The organism is Ruegeria discodermiae (assembly GCF_030758345.1).
In the GTDB taxonomy this organism is placed as follows: Bacteria; Pseudomonadota; Alphaproteobacteria; order Rhodobacterales; family Rhodobacteraceae; genus Ruegeria_C.
Genome location: NZ_JAVAMO010000001.1, coordinates 877,816 through 901,764 on the forward strand (window position 1 = coordinate 877,816; position 23,949 = coordinate 901,764).

Here is a 23,949-nt window from a genome sequence, read left to right on the forward strand (position 1 = left end):
TGCGGCTGCCCGACTGGGGGCCAGATTAGTAATCCCCGTCGGGGTCGCCATCCATGTCTGAATCGGTCAGGCCAGCCGGTTTCGTCGAAGCTGGTGCTGCGGATGTTGCGGCCGCCTGTGGCGGGCTCGCCTGCCCCTGCAACGTCTCGGGGTTGCGCAGCCAGACATCGCGCTGTGCGAACGGGATCTCGATCTCTTCTTCGGTGAAGCGGCGGTTGATCTCGTGGTTCATGTCGGATTTCACCGACAGCACCCAGTTCACATCCCGCAGGATCGCGCGGATTTCGAAATCCAGCGAATCCGCGCCAAAGCCCTGGAACACGATGCTGGGCGCGGGGTTGGCCAGCACCATCGGGTGGGCATTGGCGATCTCGCCCAGAATGGTCTCGACCTTGCGGGTATCGGTGCCATAGGCCACGCCCACCGGCACGATCACCCGGCCCACCGTGTTGCCGCGCGTATAGTTGGTGACCGACTGGCTGATCAGGTCCGAGTTCGGCACGATCACATCGGTGCGGTCAAAGGTCTCGATCCGTGTCGAGCGCACCGAGATGTCGCGCACATACCCCATCTGCCCGTTCACATCGATCCAGTCGCCCTTGCTGATCGGACGTTCGATCAGAAGGATGATGCCCGAGACGAAATTTGATACGATGGTCTGCAACCCGAAACCGATACCGACCGACAAGGCCCCGGCCACGATGGCCAGCGAAGACAGGTTGATCCCGGCGCTGGTTACCGCAATCACCGCCGCAAGCGCGATCCCGATATAACCGGTGCCGGAAACAATTGCATTCTGCGCACCGGCATCAAACTTGGTCTTGGGCAAAAGCGAGTTGCGCAACCCGCCCTGCAACAGCCGGGTGATCGTATAACCTGCGGCAAACACGGCGGCGAAGGTGATGAACGCGCCCGGCGAAATCTCGATACCACCCAGGCTCACGCCCTGCTTTGCGCGGCTCCAGAACTCCTGCAGATCGGTCTCGCGGGCCCCCCAGAACAGCGCCAGAATGGGCAAAGAGAAAATGACAAGGACAAATCCGGCAATCACCGAGAACAGGGAATCCCGCCCCGCCGCACCCTTTCCGGTCACCCAGCCATAGAGATTGCCCAGAAACCGCTGCACGATCACGATAATCGACATCAGCGCCAGTGTCTTGATCGCCGGAAAGATGATCGACTCGGCGGCTGTCACATAACCCAACGCCGCAGCCACCGCCGACAGCACGCCCAGTATCATCAGCAGCCGCCGGACCTGACGCGCGAATTTCGAGAACCCGGCGCGGCGCGTATTGTCTTCGGGGTCAGAATCTGTGCCGGTGCTGCGCAATGGGCCGGTGCGATGCAGCCTGAGCAGCACAAGTGCGGACATGACGATGACCGGGAATGTCACCACGGACCGCGTTGCATCGGGGACATTTTCGATCCGCTGGAACAGCAGCACCAGATCAAAGAGGATCAGCATGACTGCCAGCAGGTCGATCACGATCCGCAACTCGGCCATGCGCACCCGGCTGAGCATCGGCTTGCGGTCTTCTTCGCGGATCACAAAGAGCTGCCGCCCGATCCAGTCGAAACAGAAGAAGATCGCCGCCCAGTTGGGAACCTGATCCAACAACAACTGTCCCCTGACCCCGGCGATACCAGTGGTTGAAATGGCCGTTGCCAGCAGCACAACGCCCAACCAGGGCAGGAAAATCCGGGACAGGGAGACCATAAAGGTCCAGACGCCGCTGCCATTGCCACCGAAGGTCCGCAGATAATCCCCTAGCCGTTCAGACCACCTGCGCCCGCGCGCGATCAGGATCAAACCGAACCCGGTCAACAGCACAATAGAGGGCAAATGCTGGCGGATCTCGGTTTTCACCACATCCGTATTCAAATTCGCGATGATCTCATTCCAGAGGCTTTGCAACGCCTGAGCGACATCCGCACCCGCAGCGGGCCAAAGCTCGGGGTTGAGCGGGGACGGGCCGCGCGTGGTAAATTCCTTGGTCTGGCGCTGCCGAATGATCCGGTCAATCTCGGAAATCAGACCATTGGCACGGTTATAGGCTTCCTCGGAAATGATCCGTGGCACCCGCAACGCATCAAGCTGGTCCTGAAGATGTTCGCGCAGCGTGGCGATATCCTGAGGCTCGTCCGCGCCTTCCTCGGGCTTGGCGCCGAGCGCCTCCAACTGGCTTTCCAGCGTCTTGATACGATCCGAATTGCCGCCCCGCACCTCGTTGAAGATAGAGCGATAGGAATCCAGTTCGGTGCGCAGATTCTCCAGCGCGGCGTCAGACGCGCGGCCTGCATTCACCGCATCTTCGGCCCTGTCGGCGGTCTTGAGCCAGTCCTGATAATATTGCTTCTGCTCAATGGACAACTGCGCTGACGCGGCGTTCGCCGCGACGAGCAGCAAGGCCATCAGCCCCGCAGCCAGTAGCCATTGCAGGGCTTTCATGTCAGGCGTCCTCGAAAACGCCCGGGATCGAGCGCGGTGCCTCGGTCATCCAGCCCGGCACTGGCAGGTCCTTGCTGCGCAGGAAATCGGGGTTGAAGAGCTTGGACTGATAGCGTGTCCCATAGTCGCAGAGCACGGTGACAATCGTGTGCCCCGGCCCCAGATCACGCGCGAGACACATGGCGCCGGCCACATTGATGCCCGTCGAGCCGCCCATGCACAGCCCTTCATGCTCCAGCAAGTCAAAGACGATCGGCAAGGCCTCGGAATCGGGAATCTTGTAGGACATGTCTGGTTTGAACCCCTGCAGGTTCGCCGTCTCGCGCCCCTGCCCGATCCCTTCGGTGATCGAACCGCCCTCGGCGGCAAATTCGCCGGTGGTATAGAAGCCGTGAATGGCCGAGCCCTCGGGATCGGCCAGTGCGATCTTCACGCCTTTGGGCTGCAACGCCATGCCGACACCGGCCAGCGTGCCGCCGGAGCCCACCGCGCAGGCAAACCCGTCGACTTTGCCGCCGGTCTGCTCCCAGATCTCGGGGCCCGTGGTTTCCAGATGCGCCTGCCGGTTCGCCACATTGTCGAACTGGTTGGCCCAGATCGCGCCATTGGGTTCGGTTTTGGCCAGTTCATTGGCCAAACGCTCGGAATAGCGCACATAGTTGTTGGGGTTGCGATAAGGCGCAGCGGGCACCTGCACCAGTTCCGCACCGGCCAGACGCAGCATATCCTTTTTCTCTTCCGACTGGGTTTCCGGGATCACGATCACCGTTTTGAATCCCATCGAGGCACCGACCAGCGCCAGACCGATCCCGGTATTGCCCGCCGTACCCTCGACAATGGTGCCGCCGGGCTTGAGATCGCCGCGCGCGATGGCGTCGCGGATGATATAGAGCGCCGCGCGGTCCTTCACCGACTGACCGGGATTCAGAAACTCGGCCTTGCCGAGGATTTCACACCCGGTTTCCTCGCTGACACGGCGCAGCCGGATCAGGGGAGTGTTTCCAACAGCATCAGCCAGATCACGTGCGGTGCGCATGGTGCCCTCAATTCTTCGGTTTCACACATGTGGTGTACCCTCGCCCCCCGCCGACCTCAAGCAGAGTCACGCGTATCGGGAAGCGCATGGGAAAAGGCCCATCCGCGCAATCACGACAAACGCCGATCAGACTCGGTAGATTGGCAAAATGCGCGCGCCGCACAGGGTTCACCGTTTCGCAAGTGTCAACGGAATTCACTTTTCCGGAATGCTGGACAAATCAGTTGTCCACACACTAGGTCTCAATGCCCGCTTCGGGATCAGTGAACAAAGTGCAAGGTGTCAAACTCGCGCCGCCATTCTGAGACCTCGTTGCCGATCCCGCCTTCAACCAAGCCACGCTTGATCAAGTCTGCCAAACGGTCCGCGTCACCGGAGGTCATGCCCCAGCGGACCAGTTCAGGCGTGCCGATCCTCAGGCCATTCATGTCACCTGCCGCGGGTGCGATTGGCAAACCGATGCCACAGGCCAGGAAACCGTTCTGGCGCAGTTTCTTCGAGGCCGCCTGACCACCGCCATAGGGCGCGGCAACAACGGCGAATTGATGCGAGTTTGTAAAGCCTTCCTTCCCGGCAAAGACCGGCACGCCTTTGTTATCCAATGCAGCTGCCAGCGCTCTGGACGTCGCGATCATCTCGCTTGCGTAGGCAACGCCGAAATCTTTCCAATCCAGCATGGTCACAGCCAAAGCAGCGGTCTTTGCCGCGTCGAAATTCGCCGTCATGCCGGGAAAGGCAATCGCGTCGAGCGCTTTGGAGATCTCGGCGTCGTTTGACACAATCAAACCGCCAGCGGGTCCACCTAGGCTTTTATAGGTGCTCATGGTCATGAAATGCGCCCCTTCCGCCAAAGGGTTGGACCATGCCCGCCCAGCGATGATGCCACATTGATGGGCGGCATCGAACATGACTTTTGCACCGATTTCGTCAGCGATGGCACGGATTTCCGCGACTGGGTGCTCAAAGAGATTCAAGCTGCCCCCGACCGTCATCAGCCGGGGCCGCTCCCTCAGCGCCAGCGAGCGGAGGTGATCCAGATCGACCGTGTAGCCATCTGCATTGACCGGAGCCTCGATGCTCCGCAAACCGTAAAGCCCTGCGCATCCCGCCGAATGATGCGTGACATGCCCGCCAATCGACGCGGGCGGGACAATAATTGTGTCACCGGCTCTACAGGTCGCCATAAACCCGTAAAGGTTGGCAATGGCGCCCGAAGGAACGCGAACCTCGGCAAACTCGGCATCGAACACTTCGGCGCATAGCTCAGCGGCGATAATCTCGATCTCTTCAATCGCCTCCAGCCCCATCTCGTATTTGTCCCCAGGATAACCCAGCGAAGGCCGCGAACCGATGCCAGAAGACAACAGCGCCTCAGCCTTTGGGTTCATCACATTTGTTGCGGGGTTGAGGTTGAAACACTCTTCCTCGTGGATCACCCGGTTCTGCTCGGCAAGCTGCTCGATACGGGTAAGAAGGTCCGCTGACGACGTTAACGCAGCCTTGGCCGCAATCTTCTGAACCAGAGTTTCGCTGGTGCCGGGCACCCAATCCCGTTGTGCTAGTGTCATGGTTGATCCTCCTGTTGGGGCAATCTGGCGCGCAAACGCTGACAGCGCAAAGCAGATTTGCTAAAACTTGGCGTAGAAAAACTAAGGCTAATGCAATGAGCGTCGCGCCCAAGCGCCCCAAAGGACCGCCCCTGAACGCCATGCGCGCATTCGAGGCTGCTGCGCGCCATATCAGTTTTGTCGCTGCGGCAGAGGAATTGAACGTTACTCCGGGCGCGATTTCGCAACATGTGAAAACACTGGAAACATGGGCAGGAACGCCGCTTTTCCGCCGCAACGCAAAGGGGGTCGAACTGACCCAGGCGGGTGTGTCGCTCTTGCCGGAGTTTCGTTTGGCTTTCGACGCGTTGGCAAATGCAACGCGCGTCCTTCGCGATCTCAAACCTGATGCCGACTTTCACATCGCGGCGCTGCCGTCAGTGGCGCAGCTGTGGTTACCGAAGCGACTTGCTCAGGTAAGGGCCGCGTTCCCGCACATAAACTTTTCCGTCACGGCGATGGAAAGCCCGCCGAGCCTGGGGCGTGAATTGTTTGATATGTCGATCTTCATGGGCCTGCCCGACGGGTCGCGGGATCAGTTCTGTATTTGCCCGGATGAAATCATGCCAGTCTGCGCCCCGTCGCTAAAGGACAGCGCTGCGGATCTTGATAGCGTCGCAAGGCTGCACGATCAGACCTGGATCGAGGATTGGTTGACTTGGTCCGAAGCGAGTGGTGAACGGCTAACAAATCCGCAGGCGGGTCCGCAATTCTCACTCTACAGTCTCGCGGTTGAAGAGGCGAAGGCCGGTGCAGGTGTTTTGATCGGCCACGTGTGCCTGATAGAAGACGCGTTGGAGGCAGGGTCACTTGTGAAGGCACATGAGAAATCATGTGAAACCGGTCGCTTTCTGATCATTCGCATGCCGTATAAATCCCGTCAGCGGCCTGAGACAGAGCAAGTCCTTGCCCTCGTTTCCGAGCTTAAGGGCAAGAGTTGACGATCGCTAACGGCGCGGCATTGAACTTTTGCGCGATCAATTGCCGTCGTCGTCAATGCTCTTCGCGCAGGCGGTCGCGGTGGCGGGCCAACCAATGGGCAATCGACAGCAGGGGCAGGTCCTTGACCTCATGCGCATCCACCTTTGCCATCAGCTCGTCAAAAGACAGGATCGCGCTGCGGATATCCTCCCCCTCACCGTCGAGCCCGCCGTTTTCGGTGGTCTCGGTCAGATTGGCGAGGCCCACATAAAGGTGCAGAAACTCGGTCGAGGACCCGCTGGAGGAATAGGCCCGCCCGGCACATTCAAGCCCGCGCAACGCGACATGCGCCTCTTCCCGCGCCTCGCGATGGGCGGCCTGCTCGGGGGTTTCGCCGGGATCAACCATGCCAGCCACAGGTTCCCACATCCAGGGCGCCGCGTCGCCGATCATATAGACCGGCGCGCGGAACTGTTCGACCAGCAACACGCAATCGCGCTGTGGATCATAGGGTAACACCACCGCCGCCGCGCCCTGCATGAGTGCGCTGCGCCCCAGCATAGGTGTCATGCCACCCTCGTAGCGTTGGTGCTGAACCTGCATTTCATCCACCGCAAAATACCCCTGATAGGCGCGATGATAGCTGTGGACGACCACCTCACGCGATTGCGGGGCGGACCGGGCTTCGGCGGCGATCCGGGCGGCGGCGCGCATGCGGACCGCCGGAAAGCTGCGCGCCACGTCTTCAGCACTGCGCCGACCATAAAACGCCATCACTTCCTGCGCGGCATATTCGGAAAGCTGGCCCCATTGCGCCACCCAACCTTGCAGCGACCAGAGCGCGTCGGGCTGCCAGAGATCGGGATCAGGAAAGAACAGTTCCGCCGCCGCGCTTGACCCGTCCTCACAAATCACCTGACGGACCGACAGGGCGTAATCGAACCCGCCCTCATAAAACTCTATCCGGCTCAGGTCTTCGGCGGACAACCCCCGCACAAGCAGGCCGGGCGCGGATTGACCGGCGGCTGACAGGATCATCGGAAAGGGCTGCCCCGCAACGGAATGCACGGCGTGATCGGGCAGATGGGCCGGGACCAAATCAATCTGCTCCGCCGAACGCCCCAGAACAATTTCAAGCAAGGGGCGATGCCGCAGCGTGCCGTAAAAGAACAGGTTTTTCAAAACAGGAGGACCGTTGAATGAGGGTTCAGCGCCATCTGCGCCATGCGAATTCGGTGGCCAGACCGGCGAGAACTCCGCCAATCAGCAGCGTCAAGATAACGTTCGGCACTGCGATCGTGTAAGCGTAATCGATCCCGATCCGAAAAATCGCGCCGATGGCCTCGAAGGGCCCGCCATAGCGGTTGCGCATCGCCTGTCGGAACATCTCATAACAGCCCTGAACGAACAGCCCCCAGAAGACCAGAACGACGATTCCAGTAATGCCGTTATTGATCGCATTGGTGATACCCCTGCCTGCGCGTTTGCCCATCGTGATCCAGCCGACGAGAATGCCGAGCCCCATATTCACATAGGTGAAATAGCCGAAATCCAGCCCTTCGGGCATCAGCGGGATAATCTGCCCCGATACGATGAACGCAATCAGCGCCAGACAAGTGGCGGCGACGAGTCGGGCGGCGTCGGGCATATTGTCCTGGATCCTGCTCAGCTTGGTCTTGCTAAGGTAATCTGTGTCACATCGCAGGTGCCGGTGTCAAAGGCCGCTCCGCAGGAGGTCAGATAATAATTCCACATGCGGCGGAACCGCTCATCAAACCCCATGGCTGCGATCTGTTCCCATTTCTCGTTGAAGGTCTCGTGCCAGCGCCGCAAGGTCAGGTCATAGCTCTTGCCGAACTCTTTCGAACTGACGAAGTTCAACCCCGCCATATCCACCTGCTGACGCAGGATTTTCGGGGCCGGGAGCATGCCGCCTGGGAAGATGTATTTCTGGATGAAATCGACACCGTTGCGGTAGATCTCCCAGCGCTTATCCGCCACGGTGATGATCTGCAGCGTCGCCTGCGCGCCGGGCTTGAGCCGCTCGCGCACGGTGTTGAAATAGACCGGCCAGTATTTCTCGCCCACCGCTTCGAACATCTCGATCGAGGCGATGCCGTCATAGCTGCCGCGCTCATCGCGATAGTCTTGCAGCTTGAATTCGACATGATCGGATAGACCTGCCTTTTCAATGCGTTCTGATGCGTATTTCAACTGTTCCTGGCTCAGGGTCAGGCCGGTAACCCGCAAGCCACGCTCTTTCGCGGCATATTCGGCAAACCCGCCCCAGCCGCAGCCGATCTCAAGGATATGATCGCCGGGTTTCGCGCCCATCTCATCGACCAGACTGGCATATTTGGCGATCTGCGCTTTTTCCAGGCTTTCCTGCCCGGTCTCGAAGATGGCGCTGGAATAGGTCATCGTGTCATCCAGCCAGGCCGCATAGAAGTCATTGCCCAGATCATAATGGTACGAGATATTCTTCTTTGCCTGTTGGCGGTGATTGCGCTGCAACCAGAACCGCAGCCTCTCATAGGCGCGGGCCAGGAACTGTCCGGTGAATCCGTCATAGACCGTTTCATTGCCCAGATGCACCAGATCCATGAAGGCGCGCAGGTCCGGTGTGCTCCAATCCCCTTCCAGATAGGCGTCGGAAAAGCCCAGATCGCCCTCGCGGACCAGCCGGGCAAAGATATCCGGATCATGCACATCGATCTGCGCGACCGGGCCAGGCAGTTTGCCCTCGGACCGGAACACCCGCCCATCCGGCAGCACGATATCGAGCCGCCCGGCATTCATGGTTTCGAGCAGTTTCATGACTTGCGTAAAATATCTGGGCAGGTTTTTTTGCCCATGGGTCGATGTCAGGATCATCCGCTCTCCCTATCGCGGTGCGTTACAAGGCTAATTCGAGTTGGTTTTTCAGGCAAGCGTTTGTTTTAACACGATTACACTCCCTTTAGTTGATAGGCGGCAAGCGCCCGCTTACGCCCCTCATCCAGCGCCATGACCGGGTCAGGATAGCGATCATCGGGGGCAAGGCCCCATGAGCGTGGCGCCGCCCGGAAAAAGCTGAGCGCCGTATCCGGCGGGTCGGCCTGCATTTCCGCCAGCCACCGCGCCACGTAAGCCCCGTCAGTGTCGAACTTTTTTTGCTGTAGCTCTGGGTTGAAGACCCGGAAATACGGCGCGGCGTCGGGGCCGGTTCCAGCGACCCATTGCCAGCCCATCGCGTTTGAGGCCGGGTCCCAGTCCACCAGGGTATCAGCAAACCAGTCCATGCCGATTTTCCAATGTGTCATCAGATGCTTGGTCAAGTAACTTGCCACGATCATCCGGGCGCGATTATGCATGCGTCCGGTGACATAAAGCTCGCGCATGGCCGCATCTACAAAAGGTATGCCGGTGCGGCCCTTTTTCCAGGCCAGAACCTCGGGCGCATCAGGGTCGGTGCGCCATGGAAAGCTGTCCCAGCCCTCTTTCCAGTTCTCATCCAGCATATGGGGCGCGTGGTACATCAGATGATAGGCGAATTCGCGCCAAGACACCTCTTTGAGGAAGTGTTCGGCCCCGTTTTTGTGTTCCGTCCTTGCCCGCTGCCCCGCCAGCCACAGCAGCCTTGGGCTGATTTCGCCAAGGCTCAGGTAGTCGGACATACCTGATGTGGCGTCGATCGCGGGATAGTCGCGCTGCGCCTTGTAGCCGTCGATCGAGGTTTCGATGAAGGCATCCAGCCGCACCCGCGCCGCTGCTTCACCTGCGGAGACATGCGCGCCGACCACCGCAGCGCCGCGGTTCATTGCAGCGCCAAGTTCCCAACCCTCAAGCCGTTCTGAATGAGGCCAAGCCGCGGGCGTTGCGATGCGGGCGGGTTCCGGCAGCGCGGCAGCGACCTCAAGCCCTTGAACGGCGCGCCACATGGCGGAATAGACCTTGAAATACCCGCCGGTCTTGGTGCGCACGGTCCAGGGCTCAAACAAAAGATGCCCGTCAAACGAGCGCGCGTCATAGCCCTCTTGCTTGAGCCCCGATTTGATCGCGCTGTCACGGGCCTGCGCGCCGGGATCATAGAGACGGGTCCACCAGACCGCGCTTGCCCCTGTCTCTTGCAGCACATCACGCAAAACCTGCGCGGCGTCACCCCGGCGCAGGATCAACCGGCTGCCCCGACCCTCCAGCGCGCGCGAGAAGGCCTCAAGACCCCGTTCAAGTCGCCATTTCGGTGCAGCGCCAAGTTCGGCAACGGACTCGTCGGCGATGAAGACCGGCAGAACCGGACGACCGCTGCGACACGCCTCGTGAAACCCGGGATGATCCGCCAACCGCAGATCACGCCTGAACCAGAAAATGATCGGTGAACGCTGCCCGTCCATCATGCCCCCGCCGCTTTATCCTTGATACGGCGGCGGCGCGAGGCCGGATCACAAAACGTGGTCAAGTGCCTCGATCAACTGGTCAATTTCGGCCTTCGAGGTGTAATGCGTGAAGCTCATCCGAAAAACGCCGCGGGCCGGATCGACGCCCATTCCCGCCAGCGGGCGTACCGCGTAAAAATCGCCCCCATCCGCCATGATCCCGTGTTGCGCCAATTCAGCGGCGACCGGTTGGGCGGGACGATCCAGCGACAGGGCAACGGTCGGCGCGCGCAGTTCCGCCCGGTCGGGACCCAGCAGGCGCACCGAATTGCGATCTTTCACCGCGTCCAGCAGCGGTTGCAGCAGCGCAACCTCCTGCTCCCGCATCAAGTCATGCACAAAAGCGCCGCGTGCCGCCGCACCTTCAACCGGGCCACCGTGATGATCGCAGAGCGCGTCAACGTAATCCGCCATGCCCGCACAGGCCGCGATCTGCGCGTGATCCGGGCCCGCCGGGGTGAAGCGCTTGTAGAGGGTATCACCGTTGAAATAATGCCCCTGATTGGGAAGCAATTCGCCCAAGGCGCGCCGGATCACCATGCAGCCCTGATGCGGGCCATAGGTCTTGTAGCTAGAAAACAGGTAGATATCCGGCCCCAGCGCGCCCACATCCGGAAAGCCATGCGGCGCGTAAGAGACGCCATCGACGCAGACAAACGCCCCGGCGGCGTGAGCAATCGCGGTGATCTCGGTCACCGGGTTGATCTCAGCCACCACATTCGAGCAATGGGGAAAACAAACCAGCCGTACCTTCTCGTCCAGCAGGTTTTCCAGCTGCTCGGGGTCCAGATGCCCGGTCTCGGGATCAATGCGCCATTCGCGGATCTCGATCCCATCCTCAGCCAAGCGCCGCCACGGCCCGCTATTGGCCTCGTGATCCTGATCGGTGACCACGATGGCCTCGCCCGGCTGCATCCATTTGCGCACCGCTTGCGCCAGAACATAGGTGTTCTGCGTGGTCGAGGGGCCAAAGCTCAACTCATCCTTCTCAACGCCCAACAAGGCCGCCATGCGCACCCGCGCCTCGTCCATCTCTTCACCGCCCAGGCGGCTGGCATCATAGCTGGCATAGGGCTGCACCTTGCGCTGGGTATAAAACCGCGTCAGCCGGTCGATCACCTGACGGCAGGTATAAGACCCGCCCGCGTTCTCGAAAAACGCTTGTCCCTGCAGGGACGGCTCGGCAAAGGCGGGGAATTGCGCGCGCACGAAATCGGTATCTAGGGCCATGACTGCTCCGGGGCTTGGGTTTGCGAAATGGATGCAGATCGCGGGCAGCGCGGTCAAGAGCGATCCTGATGACAGATTCTGACATCAGCTCATGACAATCTACTGCCATTCCACACATACAGGAGCATGTGAAATGAGCTTTCAACCCAAGGATTTTCTGGTCTGGGGTGAAGTGCCGGTCAGCGACCTCGACAAGGCGGTTGCCTTCTATAGCCGCGTAACCGGCGCCGATCTTTCGATCGACAAAAGCGGCCCCAATCCGGTGGCCATGTTCCAGCCCGAAGACCCCAAGACCGGTATCGCCCTGCACCTCTATCCCGGCACCCCGGCCAGCGACGGGCGAGGCCCGACGCTGCACCTGACCGCCGAGGGTACGCTGCAAGAGGTGATGGATCGCGTTTTTGAGGCCGGAGGCCGCGTCACATCCGACATCATCGAGATTCCGCCGGGTCGTTTCTTTTACGCAACCGATCCCGACGGCAACTCTTTGGGCTTCTTCAAGGCCAATCCCGACTGAGCCAATCGGCCCGTCAGGCGTTCACATCCACAACAACGCGGCCCTGAACCTGCCCGGCGAGGATGTCGGCCCCCAATTGGGGCAGATCGCTCAGGGTCGCGGGCCGCACCATCGCCTCCAGCTTGTCCATGGGCAGGTCGGTGGCGATGCGCTGCCAGGCCCGCAGCCGATTGTCATAGGGCTGCATGACCGACTCGATGCCCAGCAGGTTCACCCCGCGCAGCAGGAACGGAATGACCGAAGCCGGCAGGTTCGCGCCACCGGCCAGCCCCACCGCCGCAACCGAGGCGCCATATTTCATCTGGCCCAGCACGCGGGCCAGCATCGCACCACCCACTGCATCGACACAGCCTGCCCAGCTCTCGCTCTCCAGCGGACGCTTGACCGTTTCGTTCAGCTCTTCGCGCGCAACGATCTGGGTCGCCCCAAGCGACGTGAGATAGTCAGCGCTCTCGGGACGCCCCGTCACCGCCGCGACCTCATATCCCAGATGCGCCAGAATAGCTGTGGTGACGGAGCCGACACCACCTGCCGCCCCCGTAACCAGAACCGGACCATGGCCGGGCGTCAGCCCGTGATCCTCCAGCGCCATCACTGACAGCATCGCGGTCAGCCCGGCGGTGCCCACCGCCATCGCCTGACGGGAACTCAGCCCATCGGGCAAAGGCACCAGCCAGTCGGCCCGCATATTGGCCTTCTGCGCATAGCCGCCCCAATGCGCCTCGCCCACGCGCCAACCGGTCTGCACCACCTTGTCACCGGGTTTGTAGCGATCATCCGAGGAGGCCTCGACCGTGCCGGAAAAATCCACACCCGGCACATGCGGATATTTCCGCACCAGCCCGCCGCCATGCGAGCTCAGACACAGCCCGTCCTTGTAGTTGACCGTGGAATACTCCACCGCAACCGTCACCTCACCCTGCGGCAGGTCGCTTTCGGTCAGTTGCTTCAGAACGGCACTCGCCTTGCCGCTTTCCTCGTCCTTTTCCATCACCAATGCGTTGAACATCTCAGCCATCCTTTCAAAAAATCACGGGGGGTGTCGCGACGCGACGGGGCAGAGCCCCCTATATCCAGAAGCGATCCCGCACGATTGCGGGGCGCATGCCCTGAGGCGTTTCAATTTCCAGCGCGGTGCCGGGGTCCCAATGGCTCAGATGCAGCATGCCGATCGAGACATTGGTGTCGAAATCCGGCGACCAGGCGGCAGAGGTCACCTGCCCGACCCGCTTGTCACCGACATAGGCGGGCCACGCGCGCTCGCATGGCGGCACCGGATCGCCTTCGATAGCAATCGGCCGAATCTGTTGCACCGGGCCTTCCTTAGCCACGCGCAGCAGCGCATCGCGACCGATACAGCCAATCGCGGTGTGGGTGTTGCAGAACCTGCCCAAACCGCATTCATGCGGCGTGTTGTCGTCGGTCATGTCATTGCCATAAGACAGCAGCCCGCCCTCGATCCGCTCGATCAGGTTCGGACATCCCGCGCGCACCTGCAAATCCTCACCGGCGGCAAAGAGCGCGTTCCAGAGCGGCATGCCAATTTCACCGCCCTCAACATAGATCTCGAAGCCGCCCTGTTTGGAATAGCCCGACCGCGCAACGGCCAGATCGCGCCCTTCGAATTCGAACATGTCGAACCTGAAGAACCGGATATCGCGCACCCGATCCCCGAAGAGGCGCGCCATCAGATCGTCGGCTTTTGGTCCCTGCACAGCCAGTGGCGAGACATCCGGCTCGTCAACCAGAACGTCCAGACGATAGCCATTCGCCAGCCCCTTGACCCACAAAAGCAAATCACTGTCGGCAATCGAGATCCAGTAACGATCCTCGGACAGTTTCACGGCTACCGGATCGTTCAGCATGCCGCCGGTCTCATCGACGATGGGTACATAATAGCACTGGCCGGGCAACATGCCGCGCAAATCGCGCGGGGTGAGCATCTGCATAAGCCGCGCCGCATCCGGGCCACGCAGTTCCACCTGACGCTCGCAGGAGACATCCCAGACCTGAACATGGCTCTTGAGGTGGCGGTAATCGGCCTCGACGCTCTCGAACAGCGTTGGCAGCCGCATCCGGTTATATACGGTGTAGGCTTTGGCACCGGCAGCCTCGACCCCGTCCGAGAAGGGGGTGCGCCGCAAGCGGTGTGACAGGGAAATCTGCGCCATGTCAGGCCTCCTCGGGCATAAAGACCAGATCGCTGACCGGCGCTGCCGAGCCGGTCTCGGTCAGCATCTGGTGCAATTGGCCCCGGTGATGGGTCTGGTGATTGAACATGTGGATCACGCATTGCGCATGAGGCTTCACGACATCCGCCTCCTTGGCCGCCGAATACCAGGAAAACGTCCCGCTCAGCGGCCCATCCCCAAGCCCTGACGCCCAATCGGCAATGCGCGCATCGATCTTGTCGCGCAGGGGCAGCCACTGGGCCAGATCAGCGCAGAGCGAGACGCTTTCGGGAATGCCGCCACCCGGCCCCTCGCCCTTGTCGAAACGCGAGATCCAGATCCAGTCACCCCAGAGCAGGTGGTTCGCCGTGCCCATGATCGAGCCGAAGAACGCCCCGCGATCCCGCGTCAGTTCCTCTTGCGGCAAGGCTTGCAGAAACCCCGCAAGCTGGGTGTTCTGCCAATGGCCATAGCGCGCCATCTCGCGGGCATAGTCCCCGGTGATCATCACTTTGGTCCGTGCCAGTCGATGGGGCAGATCTCGGCCGATTTGCCGCCGAAATCCCAGACCCGGCCATAGTCGCGCACCCTGGATTTAGTGCCCTTGGCGACGATGATGTCCGGCCCCATCCAGTATTTCGAGTTGGTGACCATGACTGGATGCTCGGCATCCTTGCCCCCGATCATCTCGATCTCGCCCTGAATCTTGCGCCCGATCATGATCCGCCGCTTGGTGCCGTCGCGCTCGATCTCGACGGGTGCGCGTTCGGCTCCGATGATCTCGCTGACCAACATCGTGAACAGACCCGTGGTGCCCCCCGCCTGACCGCTGAATATCTGCAGGATACCATTATACGCCTTGCCGCTGGCGCGCTCATCCACATAGGCCGCGACCTTCCACTGACCTTCGCCCATGCGGCCCGGAATATCGACCAGCAGGCCGACATTGAGGCCGGACAGATCCTCGCCCTCGTAATGGCCCTCATCGATGATGATCCCCATCCAGGCGTGGCAATGGCCCTCTGTCGGGGGATGCGCGCCCAGTGAAACCACGCAGGGGCAGAACACGTCGCAGGAGCAGTTCAGGATCAACTCGCCCTTGATCGCCCATTCGGTCGGCGACATCTCGCGCCGTTTCGGGTTCGGCATGCGGCTGTCGATGCGTTGGCTGATCGGCAGACGATCGGCATCCGGTTTTCTGTTCTTTGCCATAAGGTTATCCTCCGAACATGACGGGATAGATGAGAAGTGCGAGACCACCCGCGATCAGCGCGACGCCCATGGGGCGGGTCACCACATGGCCAATCTGCGGCAGTTTTTCGAGGACCATGAACAGCGTGGCGAGCCCCATCCACAACAGGCTCATGACCCCGCCGACAAAACCAAGCGCCATGAAGCCCCAGCAGCAGCCCATACAGAACGCGCCCAGCCCCAGACCCATGCGCAGGCCGCCAGCAAAGCCGGTGCGCCAATGGCCCAGAAAATACGTCATCGGCGCATGGCAAACGCCATGGCAGACCTCTTTCGCGCGGGTGAACTGGAACGCGCCCACGACGATCAGCAGGCCAGCGGCGACCAGCGGTGATTTGGCAATGCCCAGCATATCGACCACACCACCAAAAAGCAGCGCCAATTGCACGCCGGTGATCAATGCAGCAAAGCCAACCCAGACCAGCATGTACCCGGACACAACGCCCACCCACCCGACCCGCGTGCCATCAGCACTGACTATCAGGTCCTCGTAACTGCGCAGGGTCGGCACCAGCGTGGGCAGCATCATCGCCGCCATCATCACCCCCCACATCCAGAAGAGCGGCCCGAACTCGGCCATGGGCATCACCATATCCATGCGCGGGTCCATTGCCGCCATCGCCTGCCCCATCGGACCCGGTCGCCCGATCAGGTCCAGATCCATCCCGACGCTCATGGAATAAAGGAACCACCACGCCCACAGGATCAGGCCATAAAAGCCAAGCCACAAAATGCTGCGTATCGATCCGGCAGACACGTGTCCCTCCCCGACTCAGTTCTTGCAATTCAAATGTCAGACTTTTAAATGTCAGACAAATAAAATCTGAGTCTGCCCCGTGAAAATTGATCCCAGCAAACCTGCCGACCTTTCCGCCCAGATTGCCGCCGCGATACGCGACGCCATCATCGGTGGTGATCTGATCGTGGATGAACGCCTGCCATCTGAGGCGGAACTGGCCGATCATTTCAACGTCTCACGACCCACGGTGCGCGAGGCTTTGAAGCGGCTGGCCGCGCAATCACTGATCCGCACCCAGCGCGGTGCCAGCGGCGGGGCCTTCGTCAATCGGCTGAGTTTCGAGGATGCCTATGCCCAGCAGATCACCACTTCGACGTTGCTGCTCAGTATGAATGCGGTCAGCTTTGATACGGCGTGTGAGGCGCGGTTTGCGCTGGAGCGGGCCTGCGCACCGCTCTCAGCGCAGCGCCGCAGCGCCGATCATCTGGCGACGATGCGGGCCGAGATTCACCGCCAGCAACAACCCGGCCTGACCGATGAGGCCTTCTGCGCCTCGGACGTGGCTGTACACCGGGCGCTGGTCGACGGCGCGGGCAATCCGGTGCTGTCCTATCAACTGGCGGGCGCGGTCGAGGCGATGCAGCCGCTGATGAACATGATCACCTTCAGCGCCCGCTCGCGCGAGGAAATCGTAGCCATGCATACCGAACTGGCCGACGCGATCGAGGCGGGCGACGGCCCGACCGCTGATGCGGTTCTGCTGCGGCTCGAAGACTATACCCGCACCCTCGCCCGAGATGTGATGGCCGCGCGCGCCGCCAGGGCATCCTCTTGAACCCGCGCTAAAAATCCGCTTTGTCTCGCGGCAGGTAACACGCAGGCGGAGACAGGACATGCGCCCCACCGATCAGTTGAAACAGGCCGTGGCCGAGGATTGGCAGGCCGCCACAACCCATGCCTTTTGCCGCGAATTGTCGGACGGCACGCTGCCGCTGGACAAGATGCGCTGGTATCTGCAGCAGGATTACCAATTCGTGGACGGCTTCGTGCGCCTGCTGGCCAGCGCCATCGCGCATGCGCCCAGCCTCGCCGATTCGGTTCCGGCAGCGCAGTTTCTGGCCGTGATCACGGGGCCGGAGAACACCTATTTCCTGCGCAGTCTTGAGGCGCTGGACGCCACCCCCAGCACAGACCCCGCCCCGGTCACCCGCGCCTTTCAGGACCTGATGGCCGAAGCCGCAGCCTCGGGCCGGTACGAAAACATGTTGGCTGTGCTGGTCGTGGCCGAATGGATCTATCTGGACTGGGCCACGCCCGAAAACCCGCCCGCCGATGACCTACCCTTCTGGTTCGCCGAATGGATCACCCTGCATGCGGGGGACGGGTTTGAGGCGGTCGTGGCCTATCTGCGTGATCAGTTGGACAAGGTCTGGCCCGATCTGACCCTCGAAGCACAGGGTGAGGTCACCCGGCTCTTCACCCGTGCCGTCGCGCTGGAGCGTGCTTTCTTTGACAGCGCCTATGCTGCTTAGACCGGCGCAAGTGTTCGACCGGTCGCAACATCTGGGCGGCGTTCAGCGCCGATAACTCAAGAGATTGCAGAGGGCGACCTGCGCGGCAAAGCCAGCGCAGGTCTGGTCTCTACTTAGATTTGCCGGTTAGGACTGTGCCGCCGTACCAACTTGAGGCACGGCAAGACCATGGACCTCGTCCCCCTTAGACTTACCGGCCACAGGACAGTAACCGTAAAACGCGTCTGGAAAAAGAGCGCATAGGTTGAGCAGCGGGGTTTGGTCGCAGTTTGGTGACATCTCAGCAACAATTAATCTTGGCTTGACATTATTGTCTTTGAAACCCGGCTCATATGGCCCCGATTCGCCGTTTAGACGCAGGTTTCACAAAATCGAGAGCCATGCCGAGCTAGGCCCGAATTTTCCGCTTGCCCCCTCATCTTGGGGGGTTTGCATCCGCAGGGCATGCGCTTATATTCGCTCTGTTCCCTTGGGAACTATGGACATAAACGCGCTCGTAATAAACGGATCGGACCCGGGGGCGGTACCCGGCGACTCCACCAAACATCCTTCATTTGGGGATCATGGGGTCGAAACAGGATCGACGGACGTCTAAAGGGGTTAGCTTTGTCTCGGCGGGGTGCCACCGTATCGGCCCGAACAGTACAATTGCAAATGACAATCGTGCTCCGGTTGCCGTTGCTGCGTAAGCAGTAACCAGACCGAAACTTAAGCCCTTGCGCCTAGCCGCGTAAGGCGGGGTTCGCAGGTACCTGGCAACAGAAACCTGCATTCCACTTTCGATCGCAAACATTAAGAAAAATTAACATGCCAAGCGTCTTGGCCGAGACGGTTTGACCGGCTAGCTTTTCTGACCAACGCCACCAGAGCGTTCTTTTGTTGCGTCAAAATGGGGGAAAGACGATGGCAGCCAGCGCGTCCGACAAAAAAATCCAGGATATGGAAAAGCAGATCAAGTCACTCGAAAAACGGCTCAAGTTGAGCGAGGACATGATCAAAGTCTTCCAGAAGAACATGACCAACTCTGCCGACATGATGAAAATCGCCAAAGTCATGGAGAAACACAAGGTCGATACAGCCAAGACGTTCAGGTTCAATCAAGATGTTGAAAAGGTACGACAAAAAGAGACCCAGGAACTCCATAAAAAAGTGGAAAAACTGTCCAGCTCGCTCGCCAAGCGGGCCGAAATCCAAAAGATGCAGATCGAAGTGAAACAGGTCATGGCACGGATGAACGCCATAGAGGCAATGGCAAACGCCGCATTCAGAAAAAAGTAAGCCAGCCGAGGGTGGTGCACCGGACTGTGGGGCGCGGTTTCAGACGACTGCGGTTCGACCACCCAAAAGCTACAGATATGTCTCTTTGACCCGCAATCTCCCATCAAGACTGGGAACCTTAGCGTGAAGAGCTTTGAATTCTAAATCGCGCCTGTGGGCTGCATGGTTTTGCCGTGACTATTTCCCACTCAGCGAGGCTCTCATGACACAAGAAATACGCGTAACTGTACGCAACACCTCTGACTTTGGCGGCATCGCCGTCACACCGCTTTTCACAGGGTTCCACGATAACAGTTTCGATATTTACGATCTGGGCGGCAAAGCGTCGGCCGGGCTGGAGGCTCTGGCCGAAGACGGCAACAACGCGGTCCTTGCCGGGGAACTGCAGGCTGCGGATGCAGACGGTCAGAGCGTCAATATCGCCGCCGCGCGAGGCCCCATTGCCGCCCGCGAGATCGCCTCGCAAACCATCGACGTGGATGGCGCATCCAACGGCTATCTCAGCGTGGCAACCATGGTATTGCCCTCCAATGACGCGTTTTTTGGCACAGCGAACGCTGTACAGATATTTGACGAAAACGGCGTGTTCCTCGGCCCGCAGACCCTGAATTTCGATGGCGGCAGCGTGCGGGACGCGGGCACCGAGGTGAACACCGAACAGGATGCCGCCTTCATCAATCAGACAGCGCCGAATACCGGCATCACCGAAGGCGGCGTGGTGACCGTGCATCCCGGCTTCAACGGCTCGCTCGGCAATCCCGGCGGCGATCAGATCATTCTGGGCGGCACCAATGCCTTTGGCGAAACGGTCGATCCCATCGCCGCCGATTTCACCCGCCCCGACAGTGATCTGGCCACCGTGCATGTGAACACCGTGGCGCGCCAGACCGGCAGCGATCGCTCGGACATCCTGATCGGCGGGCGGGATGATGACTTCATCGATGGCGGCGCGGGTCGCGATATCATTTTCGGCGGGCGCGGCTGGGACGTGCTCAATGGCGAGGATGGCCGCGACTTCATTCGCGGCGGTCGTGGTAATGACCTGATTGATGGCGGTTCGGGCCGCGACATCCTGCTTGGCGGCAGCGGCAATGACGACATCGCGGGCGGTTCGGGCCGCGATCTGATCAAGGGCGGAGCCGATGATGACAACCTGTTTGGCGGCGACGGGCGCGATGTGATCGCTGGCGGTACCGGGAATGACCTGATCGCTGGCGGCACTGGCCGTGACACGCTCAAGGGCAATGCCGGTGACGACATCTTTGTCTTTGCCACCGGAGACGGGCGCGACGTGATCGGAGATTTCGACAGTCGCGGTGACGACCGGCTGGCGCTGAATGTGGAAGCCATCGAGGATTTCGATTCCGTGTTGCACAGCGCGCGCGACAGCTATTACGGCGTCGCGCTGAACTTTGGCGGCGGCGATTCGCTGTTTCTGGCCGGTGTACATTCCGAGGATCTGACGCAGGAAGACTTCCTGTTCCAGTAATTTCGGTCCTGACGGCCTCCCCCGGGCCGCAGGCCACCCAAGAATCGCGTCGGGTCATTCTTCCGGCGCGATTCAGTTTTTGTTCACCAATGGCCGCCAAGATGCTCCTGCAAGGCTGGAGGTGAGCATGACGAAGTCCGATGTGCTAAAGCAATGGTATGATCAGGTCTGGGTGCAGGGGGATCTGGACGCGATAGATCAGTTTTTTGCCCCTGAAACCGCGGCTGAGGGGATCATTCCCGAGATGCAGGTGGGGGCCGACGATTTTCGCGATCTGGTCACCGCGTTCCGGTTCCATGTGGGGGACATCCGTGTAGACATGCCCAAAACCATCGAAAATGGCGACTGGGTGGCCGCGATCCTGCATGTGAACACCTCGCGGGCGGATAATGGCGCGCCGATCGAGGTGACCGGTCAGGTGATGGCGCGATTCAAGGACGATAAGGTGGTCGAAGCCTATAACCAGTTCGACTTCGTCTCGCTGTTCGAACAATTGGGGCAGTTCCCCGCCGATACGCTGCCGGTTTGCATGACGGGTCAACGGCTCGACTGGGCCTGAGGCGCGGGCAGCGGGCGGATCGCTTGACAAGGATGGGCCAATTGCCTTTTGCTATGCGCAGGGGGCCGGCGAACGCCCCGTGAGGCGCCAGCTCAAGTTTCGCATGTTTCCAGAAGCGCAAGGATACATGCCATGGCTGCACCCAATGAAATCACCGTCCCGCAACTTCTGCGCCTGATTGGCACGCCTCAGGCCCCGGTGATCGTGGATATCTGCCTCGATCCTGATTTCGAGGCTGATCCCTACCTGATCCCCGGCGCGATCCGCCATCCCCACGATGATATCGAGGGGTTGAAACAGCGCCTGAACGGGCGTCCTTGCGTTATCCTCTGCCAGAAGGGGCTAAAACTCAGCCAGGGGCTGGCAGCCTGGCTGCGCAATGACGGCTTGGCTGCCGAATACCTCAAGGGCGGCATGTTTGCCTGGCGCGATCACGACGGCGCACCACGTATCCCGGCGGGCAAATGCCCGGATCCGGTGGGGGGCAGCACGCTCTGGGTGACCCGTCACCGGCCCAAGATCGACCGCATCGCCTGCCCCTGGCTGATCCGCCGCTTCATCGACGCCCAGGCAAGGTTCCTCTTTGTTGCACCAAGCGAGGTTGCGGGCGTGGCCCAACGCTTTGGCGCGACGCCCTTCGATATGGAGGATGTGTTCTGGAGCCATCGCGGCCCCAACTGCACCTTCGACACGATGCTGGACGAATTCCAGCTTCGCACCGACGCGCTGGATCGCCTCGCAACCGTGGTGCGCGGGGCCGATACAAACCGCCATGACCTCGCGCCCGAGGCGGCGGGGCTGCTGGCGCTGTCGGTGGGCCTGTCGCGCCAGTATCGCGACGATCACCAGCAGCTTAATGCGGGAATGGCGTTTTATGACGCGCTCTATCGCTGGGCGCGGGATGGTCAGGGCGAAAGCCATGACTGGCCTGCGGACCGCCGCTCATGACATTGCCGACATATGCTGAAATGGTCCGGGTGTTTGGCCGCATCGGCGTGCTGTCCTTCGGCGGTCCCGCCGCACAGATCGCTCTGATGGAACGCGAACTGGTCGAGGAACGCCCCTGGCTGGAAGAACGCAGTTTTCTGCGCGCGCTTTCGCTCTGCATGCTGCTGCCGGGGCCGGAAGCGATGCAGCTTGCCACTTATTGCGGCTGGCGGCTGCGCGGCGTGCCGGGCGGGCTGCTGGCCGGGTTGCTGTTCGTGCTGCCCGGCGCGCTCGTCATCGCCTGCCTGGTCGGGCTTTATGCGGCATATGGCGACTTGCCACTGGTGCAGTCGGTCTTTCTGGGCGTGAAAGCAGCGGTGGTGGTGATCGTGCTGCAGGCGCTGCGCAATCTGGCGCGGCGGGCGCTGTCGGGCCGGACAGATTACGTGATCGCCGGGCTGGGGTTTCTGGCACTTTTTGCGCTCAACCTGCCCTTCCCGCTTGTCATCGCCGCAGCCGCTCTTTGGGGGCTGGTGACGGCCAGAGCGGAGCCGCAGCCCGACCGGCCGCCCAGGCAGGCCGCACGCCCGCTGCAAACGCTTTGCCTCTGGTCCGCGATCTGGCTGCTGCCCCTGATCGCGCTCAGCCTCAGCGGTCAAATCCTGCTGTCTGAGATCGGCTGGTTCTTTGCAAAACTTGCGGTGGTCACCTTTGGCGGCGCTTATGCGGTGCTGGCCTATATGACCCAGGCTGTGGTGCAGGAGTTTAACTGGATTTCAACCGCGCAGATGATCGACGCGCTGGGGCTGGCGGAGACCACCCCCGGCCCCCTGATCCTGGTCACCCAGTTCGTGGCCATGCTGACCGGCCAGCTACAGGGCGGTGCGGGGCTGGCGCTGCTGGCGGGTCTGGTGGCGCTCTGGGCCACTTTTGCGCCCTGCTTCCTGTGGATATTCCTCGCCGCCCCTTATCTGGACCGGATTGCCGCACAGCCACGCCTTGCCTCTGCCCTGCGCGCCATCAGTGCGGCGGTGGTGGGCGTGATCCTGAACCTGTCGGTCTGGTTTGCGCTGCATGTCCTGTTCGACAACGTCAACACGGACAGCACGGCGCTGATCAGCCTGCCCCTGCCCGACCCCGCCACGTTCAACCCGCGCGCGGCGGTGATGATCCTTGCTGCGATGGCAATCATGTGGGGGTTGAAACAGGGATTGGGCCGCACCCTGTCGCTGCTCGCGCTGGCCGGGGCCGCAAGCCACTATATTTGATGGCTTAACACCGTGCATGCCCTTTTGTTTCCCTCCGAATCCCGTATGTTGGGCATAACACCAGTCGGGAATGGAACATGTCGCAAACCATTGACTATGGGAACCTGATGCACACCGCCATGCGCGGCCTCATCAAATCGGTGCTGGAGGACGTGGCCGAGCGGGGCCTGCCCGGCGCGCATCACTTCTTCATCACCTTCGACACCACCCATCCCGACGCACAGCTGGCCGACTGGCTCAGCGACCGCTATCCCGGTGAAATGACCGTTGTCATGCAGCATTGGTATGAGAACCTGCTGGTGGGGGATGAGGGGTTTGGCGTCACGCTGAATTTCGGCGACTCGCCCGAGCCGCTCTATATCCCCTATGACGCCATCAAGACCTTCGTTGATCCCTCGGTAGAGTTTGGCCTGCGCTTCGAATCGCCCTCTGACGAGGAAGACGAAGACGATGACGGAGAGATCGTGCTCGCCGCTGAGGAAGTGGAGGAGGCTGACGCGCCCGAGGTCAAGCCCGATGCAGAGATCGTCTCGCTGGACAGTTTCCGCAAATAACGACGC

At 60.9% G+C, this 23,949-nt stretch carries 23 protein-coding genes and 1 other RNA gene; 11 read left to right on the forward strand and 13 right to left on the reverse strand.

Going from position 1 to position 23,949, the window contains the following annotated elements; genetic code table 11:
- Positions 1 to 25 precede the first annotated feature (25 nt).
- From Q5Y75_RS04360 to glyA, 3 genes are all read right to left on the reverse strand, one after another.
- On the reverse strand, positions 26 to 2,449 hold the full coding sequence (locus Q5Y75_RS04360; RefSeq protein WP_306194681.1) for a DUF3772 domain-containing protein: 2,424 nt from the start codon (positions 2,447 to 2,449) through the stop codon (positions 26 to 28).
- A gap of 1 nt (position 2,450) precedes the next feature.
- Entirely contained in the window at positions 2,451 to 3,485 is a 1,035-nt protein-coding gene (locus tag Q5Y75_RS04365) for a cysteine synthase A (RefSeq protein ID WP_306194683.1), read from the reverse strand.
- A 260-nt stretch (positions 3,486 to 3,745) separates the two neighbouring features.
- Positions 3,746 to 5,053 (reverse strand): serine hydroxymethyltransferase, encoded by a 1,308-nt coding sequence (gene glyA, locus Q5Y75_RS04370; RefSeq protein WP_306194685.1) that lies wholly within the window; start codon positions 5,051 to 5,053, stop codon positions 3,746 to 3,748.
- Positions 5,054 to 5,148: 95 nt separating this feature from the next.
- Here glyA and Q5Y75_RS04375 point away from each other — a divergent pair, with 95 nt between their 5' ends.
- The gene (locus Q5Y75_RS04375) at positions 5,149 to 6,033 is read left to right on the forward strand and encodes a LysR family transcriptional regulator (RefSeq protein ID WP_306194687.1); all 885 of its coding nucleotides are present in this window, start codon (positions 5,149 to 5,151) and stop codon (positions 6,031 to 6,033) included.
- Positions 6,034 to 6,085: 52 nt separating this feature from the next.
- Here Q5Y75_RS04375 and Q5Y75_RS04380 read toward each other — a convergent pair whose 3' ends face one another.
- The 5 genes from Q5Y75_RS04380 to Q5Y75_RS04400 all read right to left on the reverse strand — a co-directional run bounded on the left by Q5Y75_RS04380 (position 6,086) and on the right by Q5Y75_RS04400 (position 11,658).
- Complete coding sequence (locus tag Q5Y75_RS04380) at positions 6,086 to 7,195, reverse strand: NUDIX domain-containing protein (protein ID WP_306194690.1); 1,110 nt, start codon at positions 7,193 to 7,195, stop codon at positions 6,086 to 6,088.
- Between the two features lie 25 nt (positions 7,196 to 7,220).
- Positions 7,221 to 7,661: a TrgA family protein gene (locus tag Q5Y75_RS04385; protein WP_306194692.1), complete on the reverse strand. Its 441-nt coding sequence runs from the start codon at positions 7,659 to 7,661 to the stop codon at positions 7,221 to 7,223.
- Between the two features lie 17 nt (positions 7,662 to 7,678).
- Positions 7,679 to 8,887, reverse strand: a complete 1,209-nt coding sequence (locus Q5Y75_RS04390; RefSeq protein ID WP_306194694.1) for an SAM-dependent methyltransferase — start codon at positions 8,885 to 8,887, stop codon at positions 7,679 to 7,681.
- Positions 8,888 to 8,961: 74 nt separating this feature from the next.
- Positions 8,962 to 10,386 (reverse strand): cryptochrome/photolyase family protein, encoded by a 1,425-nt coding sequence (locus tag Q5Y75_RS04395; RefSeq protein ID WP_306195694.1) that lies wholly within the window; start codon positions 10,384 to 10,386, stop codon positions 8,962 to 8,964.
- Positions 10,387 to 10,434: 48 nt separating this feature from the next.
- Positions 10,435 to 11,658, reverse strand: coding sequence for an aminotransferase class V-fold PLP-dependent enzyme (locus tag Q5Y75_RS04400; protein ID WP_306194696.1), 1,224 nt, complete (start codon positions 11,656 to 11,658; stop codon positions 10,435 to 10,437).
- A gap of 133 nt (positions 11,659 to 11,791) precedes the next feature.
- Between Q5Y75_RS04400 and Q5Y75_RS04405 the strand changes: the two genes are divergently transcribed.
- The gene (locus tag Q5Y75_RS04405; protein ID WP_306194698.1) at positions 11,792 to 12,175 is read left to right on the forward strand and encodes a VOC family protein; all 384 of its coding nucleotides are present in this window, start codon (positions 11,792 to 11,794) and stop codon (positions 12,173 to 12,175) included.
- A 13-nt stretch (positions 12,176 to 12,188) separates the two neighbouring features.
- Here the strand turns inward: Q5Y75_RS04405 and acuI are convergent, their stop codons facing one another.
- The 5 genes from acuI to Q5Y75_RS04430 are packed head-to-tail and all read right to left on the reverse strand — an operon-like array spanning position 12,189 to position 16,354.
- Complete coding sequence (gene acuI, locus Q5Y75_RS04410; RefSeq protein WP_306194700.1) at positions 12,189 to 13,184, reverse strand: acryloyl-CoA reductase; 996 nt, start codon at positions 13,182 to 13,184, stop codon at positions 12,189 to 12,191.
- A gap of 58 nt (positions 13,185 to 13,242) precedes the next feature.
- Positions 13,243 to 14,346, reverse strand: coding sequence for a dimethylsulfoniopropionate demethylase (locus Q5Y75_RS04415; protein WP_306194702.1), 1,104 nt, complete (start codon positions 14,344 to 14,346; stop codon positions 13,243 to 13,245).
- A gap of 1 nt (position 14,347) precedes the next feature.
- Complete coding sequence (locus Q5Y75_RS04420) at positions 14,348 to 14,854, reverse strand: DinB family protein (RefSeq protein WP_306194704.1); 507 nt, start codon at positions 14,852 to 14,854, stop codon at positions 14,348 to 14,350.
- Positions 14,854 to 15,558, reverse strand: a complete 705-nt coding sequence (locus Q5Y75_RS04425; RefSeq protein ID WP_306194706.1) for a DUF1326 domain-containing protein — start codon at positions 15,556 to 15,558, stop codon at positions 14,854 to 14,856. The genes Q5Y75_RS04420 and Q5Y75_RS04425 overlap by 1 nt, the downstream gene beginning before the upstream one ends.
- Before the next feature lie 4 nt (positions 15,559 to 15,562).
- Positions 15,563 to 16,354: a DUF2182 domain-containing protein gene (locus tag Q5Y75_RS04430; RefSeq protein ID WP_306194708.1), complete on the reverse strand. Its 792-nt coding sequence runs from the start codon at positions 16,352 to 16,354 to the stop codon at positions 15,563 to 15,565.
- A gap of 79 nt (positions 16,355 to 16,433) precedes the next feature.
- Here Q5Y75_RS04430 and Q5Y75_RS04435 point away from each other — a divergent pair, with 79 nt between their 5' ends.
- From Q5Y75_RS04435 to Q5Y75_RS04475, 9 genes are all read left to right on the forward strand, one after another.
- A complete protein-coding gene (locus tag Q5Y75_RS04435; protein ID WP_306194709.1) occupies positions 16,434 to 17,171 on the forward strand; it encodes a FadR/GntR family transcriptional regulator in 738 nt (245 codons plus the stop codon).
- Positions 17,172 to 17,229: 58 nt separating this feature from the next.
- Positions 17,230 to 17,868 carry a TenA family protein gene (locus Q5Y75_RS04440; protein WP_306194711.1) on the forward strand — a complete coding sequence of 213 codons (639 nt, stop codon included), beginning with the start codon at positions 17,230 to 17,232 and terminating at the stop codon, positions 17,866 to 17,868.
- A gap of 424 nt (positions 17,869 to 18,292) precedes the next feature.
- Positions 18,293 to 18,641: a transfer-messenger RNA gene (ssrA, locus tag Q5Y75_RS04445) on the forward strand.
- A 130-nt stretch (positions 18,642 to 18,771) separates the two neighbouring features.
- On the forward strand, positions 18,772 to 19,146 hold the full coding sequence (locus tag Q5Y75_RS04450; protein ID WP_306194714.1) for a hypothetical protein: 375 nt from the start codon (positions 18,772 to 18,774) through the stop codon (positions 19,144 to 19,146).
- Positions 19,147 to 19,348: 202 nt separating this feature from the next.
- Positions 19,349 to 20,635: a spondin domain-containing protein gene (locus Q5Y75_RS04455; protein ID WP_306194716.1), complete on the forward strand. Its 1,287-nt coding sequence runs from the start codon at positions 19,349 to 19,351 to the stop codon at positions 20,633 to 20,635.
- Positions 20,636 to 20,762: 127 nt separating this feature from the next.
- Positions 20,763 to 21,194, forward strand: a complete 432-nt coding sequence (locus Q5Y75_RS04460) for an ester cyclase (RefSeq protein WP_306194718.1) — start codon at positions 20,763 to 20,765, stop codon at positions 21,192 to 21,194.
- A 132-nt stretch (positions 21,195 to 21,326) separates the two neighbouring features.
- Entirely contained in the window at positions 21,327 to 22,142 is an 816-nt protein-coding gene (locus tag Q5Y75_RS04465; protein WP_306194720.1) for a chromate resistance protein ChrB domain-containing protein, read from the forward strand.
- On the forward strand, positions 22,139 to 23,389 hold the full coding sequence (gene chrA / locus Q5Y75_RS04470; RefSeq protein WP_306194722.1) for a chromate efflux transporter: 1,251 nt from the start codon (positions 22,139 to 22,141) through the stop codon (positions 23,387 to 23,389). Before Q5Y75_RS04465 ends, chrA begins: the two co-directional genes overlap by 4 nt.
- A gap of 77 nt (positions 23,390 to 23,466) precedes the next feature.
- The gene (locus Q5Y75_RS04475) at positions 23,467 to 23,943 is read left to right on the forward strand and encodes an SspB family protein (RefSeq protein WP_306194724.1); all 477 of its coding nucleotides are present in this window, start codon (positions 23,467 to 23,469) and stop codon (positions 23,941 to 23,943) included.
- Positions 23,944 to 23,949: the final 6 nt, after the last annotated feature.

Coding starts and splice junctions, on each gene's coding strand:
- Q5Y75_RS04465 (WP_306194720.1), top strand. CDS start 21,327: ATGGCTGCACCCAATGAAATCACCGTCCCGCAACTTCTGCGCCTGATT.
- Q5Y75_RS04365 (WP_306194683.1), bottom strand. CDS start 3,485: ATGCGCACCGCACGTGATCTGGCTGATGCTGTTGGAAACACTCCCCTG.
- Q5Y75_RS04455 (WP_306194716.1), top strand. CDS start 19,349: ATGACACAAGAAATACGCGTAACTGTACGCAACACCTCTGACTTTGGC.
- Q5Y75_RS04425 (WP_306194706.1), bottom strand. CDS start 15,558: ATGGCAAAGAACAGAAAACCGGATGCCGATCGTCTGCCGATCAGCCAA.
- glyA (WP_306194685.1), bottom strand. CDS start 5,053: ATGACACTAGCACAACGGGATTGGGTGCCCGGCACCAGCGAAACTCTG.
- Q5Y75_RS04405 (WP_306194698.1), top strand. CDS start 11,792: ATGAGCTTTCAACCCAAGGATTTTCTGGTCTGGGGTGAAGTGCCGGTC.
- Q5Y75_RS04395 (WP_306195694.1), bottom strand. CDS start 10,386: ATGGACGGGCAGCGTTCACCGATCATTTTCTGGTTCAGGCGTGATCTG.
- Q5Y75_RS04385 (WP_306194692.1), bottom strand. CDS start 7,661: ATGCCCGACGCCGCCCGACTCGTCGCCGCCACTTGTCTGGCGCTGATT.
- Q5Y75_RS04440 (WP_306194711.1), top strand. CDS start 17,230: ATGCGCCCCACCGATCAGTTGAAACAGGCCGTGGCCGAGGATTGGCAG.
- Q5Y75_RS04360 (WP_306194681.1), bottom strand. CDS start 2,449: ATGAAAGCCCTGCAATGGCTACTGGCTGCGGGGCTGATGGCCTTGCTG.
- Q5Y75_RS04420 (WP_306194704.1), bottom strand. CDS start 14,854: ATGATCACCGGGGACTATGCCCGCGAGATGGCGCGCTATGGCCATTGG.
- Q5Y75_RS04400 (WP_306194696.1), bottom strand. CDS start 11,658: ATGGCCCTAGATACCGATTTCGTGCGCGCGCAATTCCCCGCCTTTGCC.
- Q5Y75_RS04375 (WP_306194687.1), top strand. CDS start 5,149: ATGAGCGTCGCGCCCAAGCGCCCCAAAGGACCGCCCCTGAACGCCATG.
- Q5Y75_RS04450 (WP_306194714.1), top strand. CDS start 18,772: ATGGCAGCCAGCGCGTCCGACAAAAAAATCCAGGATATGGAAAAGCAG.
- Q5Y75_RS04475 (WP_306194724.1), top strand. CDS start 23,467: ATGTCGCAAACCATTGACTATGGGAACCTGATGCACACCGCCATGCGC.
- Q5Y75_RS04460 (WP_306194718.1), top strand. CDS start 20,763: ATGACGAAGTCCGATGTGCTAAAGCAATGGTATGATCAGGTCTGGGTG.
- chrA (WP_306194722.1), top strand. CDS start 22,139: ATGACATTGCCGACATATGCTGAAATGGTCCGGGTGTTTGGCCGCATC.
- Q5Y75_RS04415 (WP_306194702.1), bottom strand. CDS start 14,346: ATGGCGCAGATTTCCCTGTCACACCGCTTGCGGCGCACCCCCTTCTCG.
- Q5Y75_RS04390 (WP_306194694.1), bottom strand. CDS start 8,887: ATGATCCTGACATCGACCCATGGGCAAAAAAACCTGCCCAGATATTTT.
- acuI (WP_306194700.1), bottom strand. CDS start 13,184: ATGTTCAACGCATTGGTGATGGAAAAGGACGAGGAAAGCGGCAAGGCG.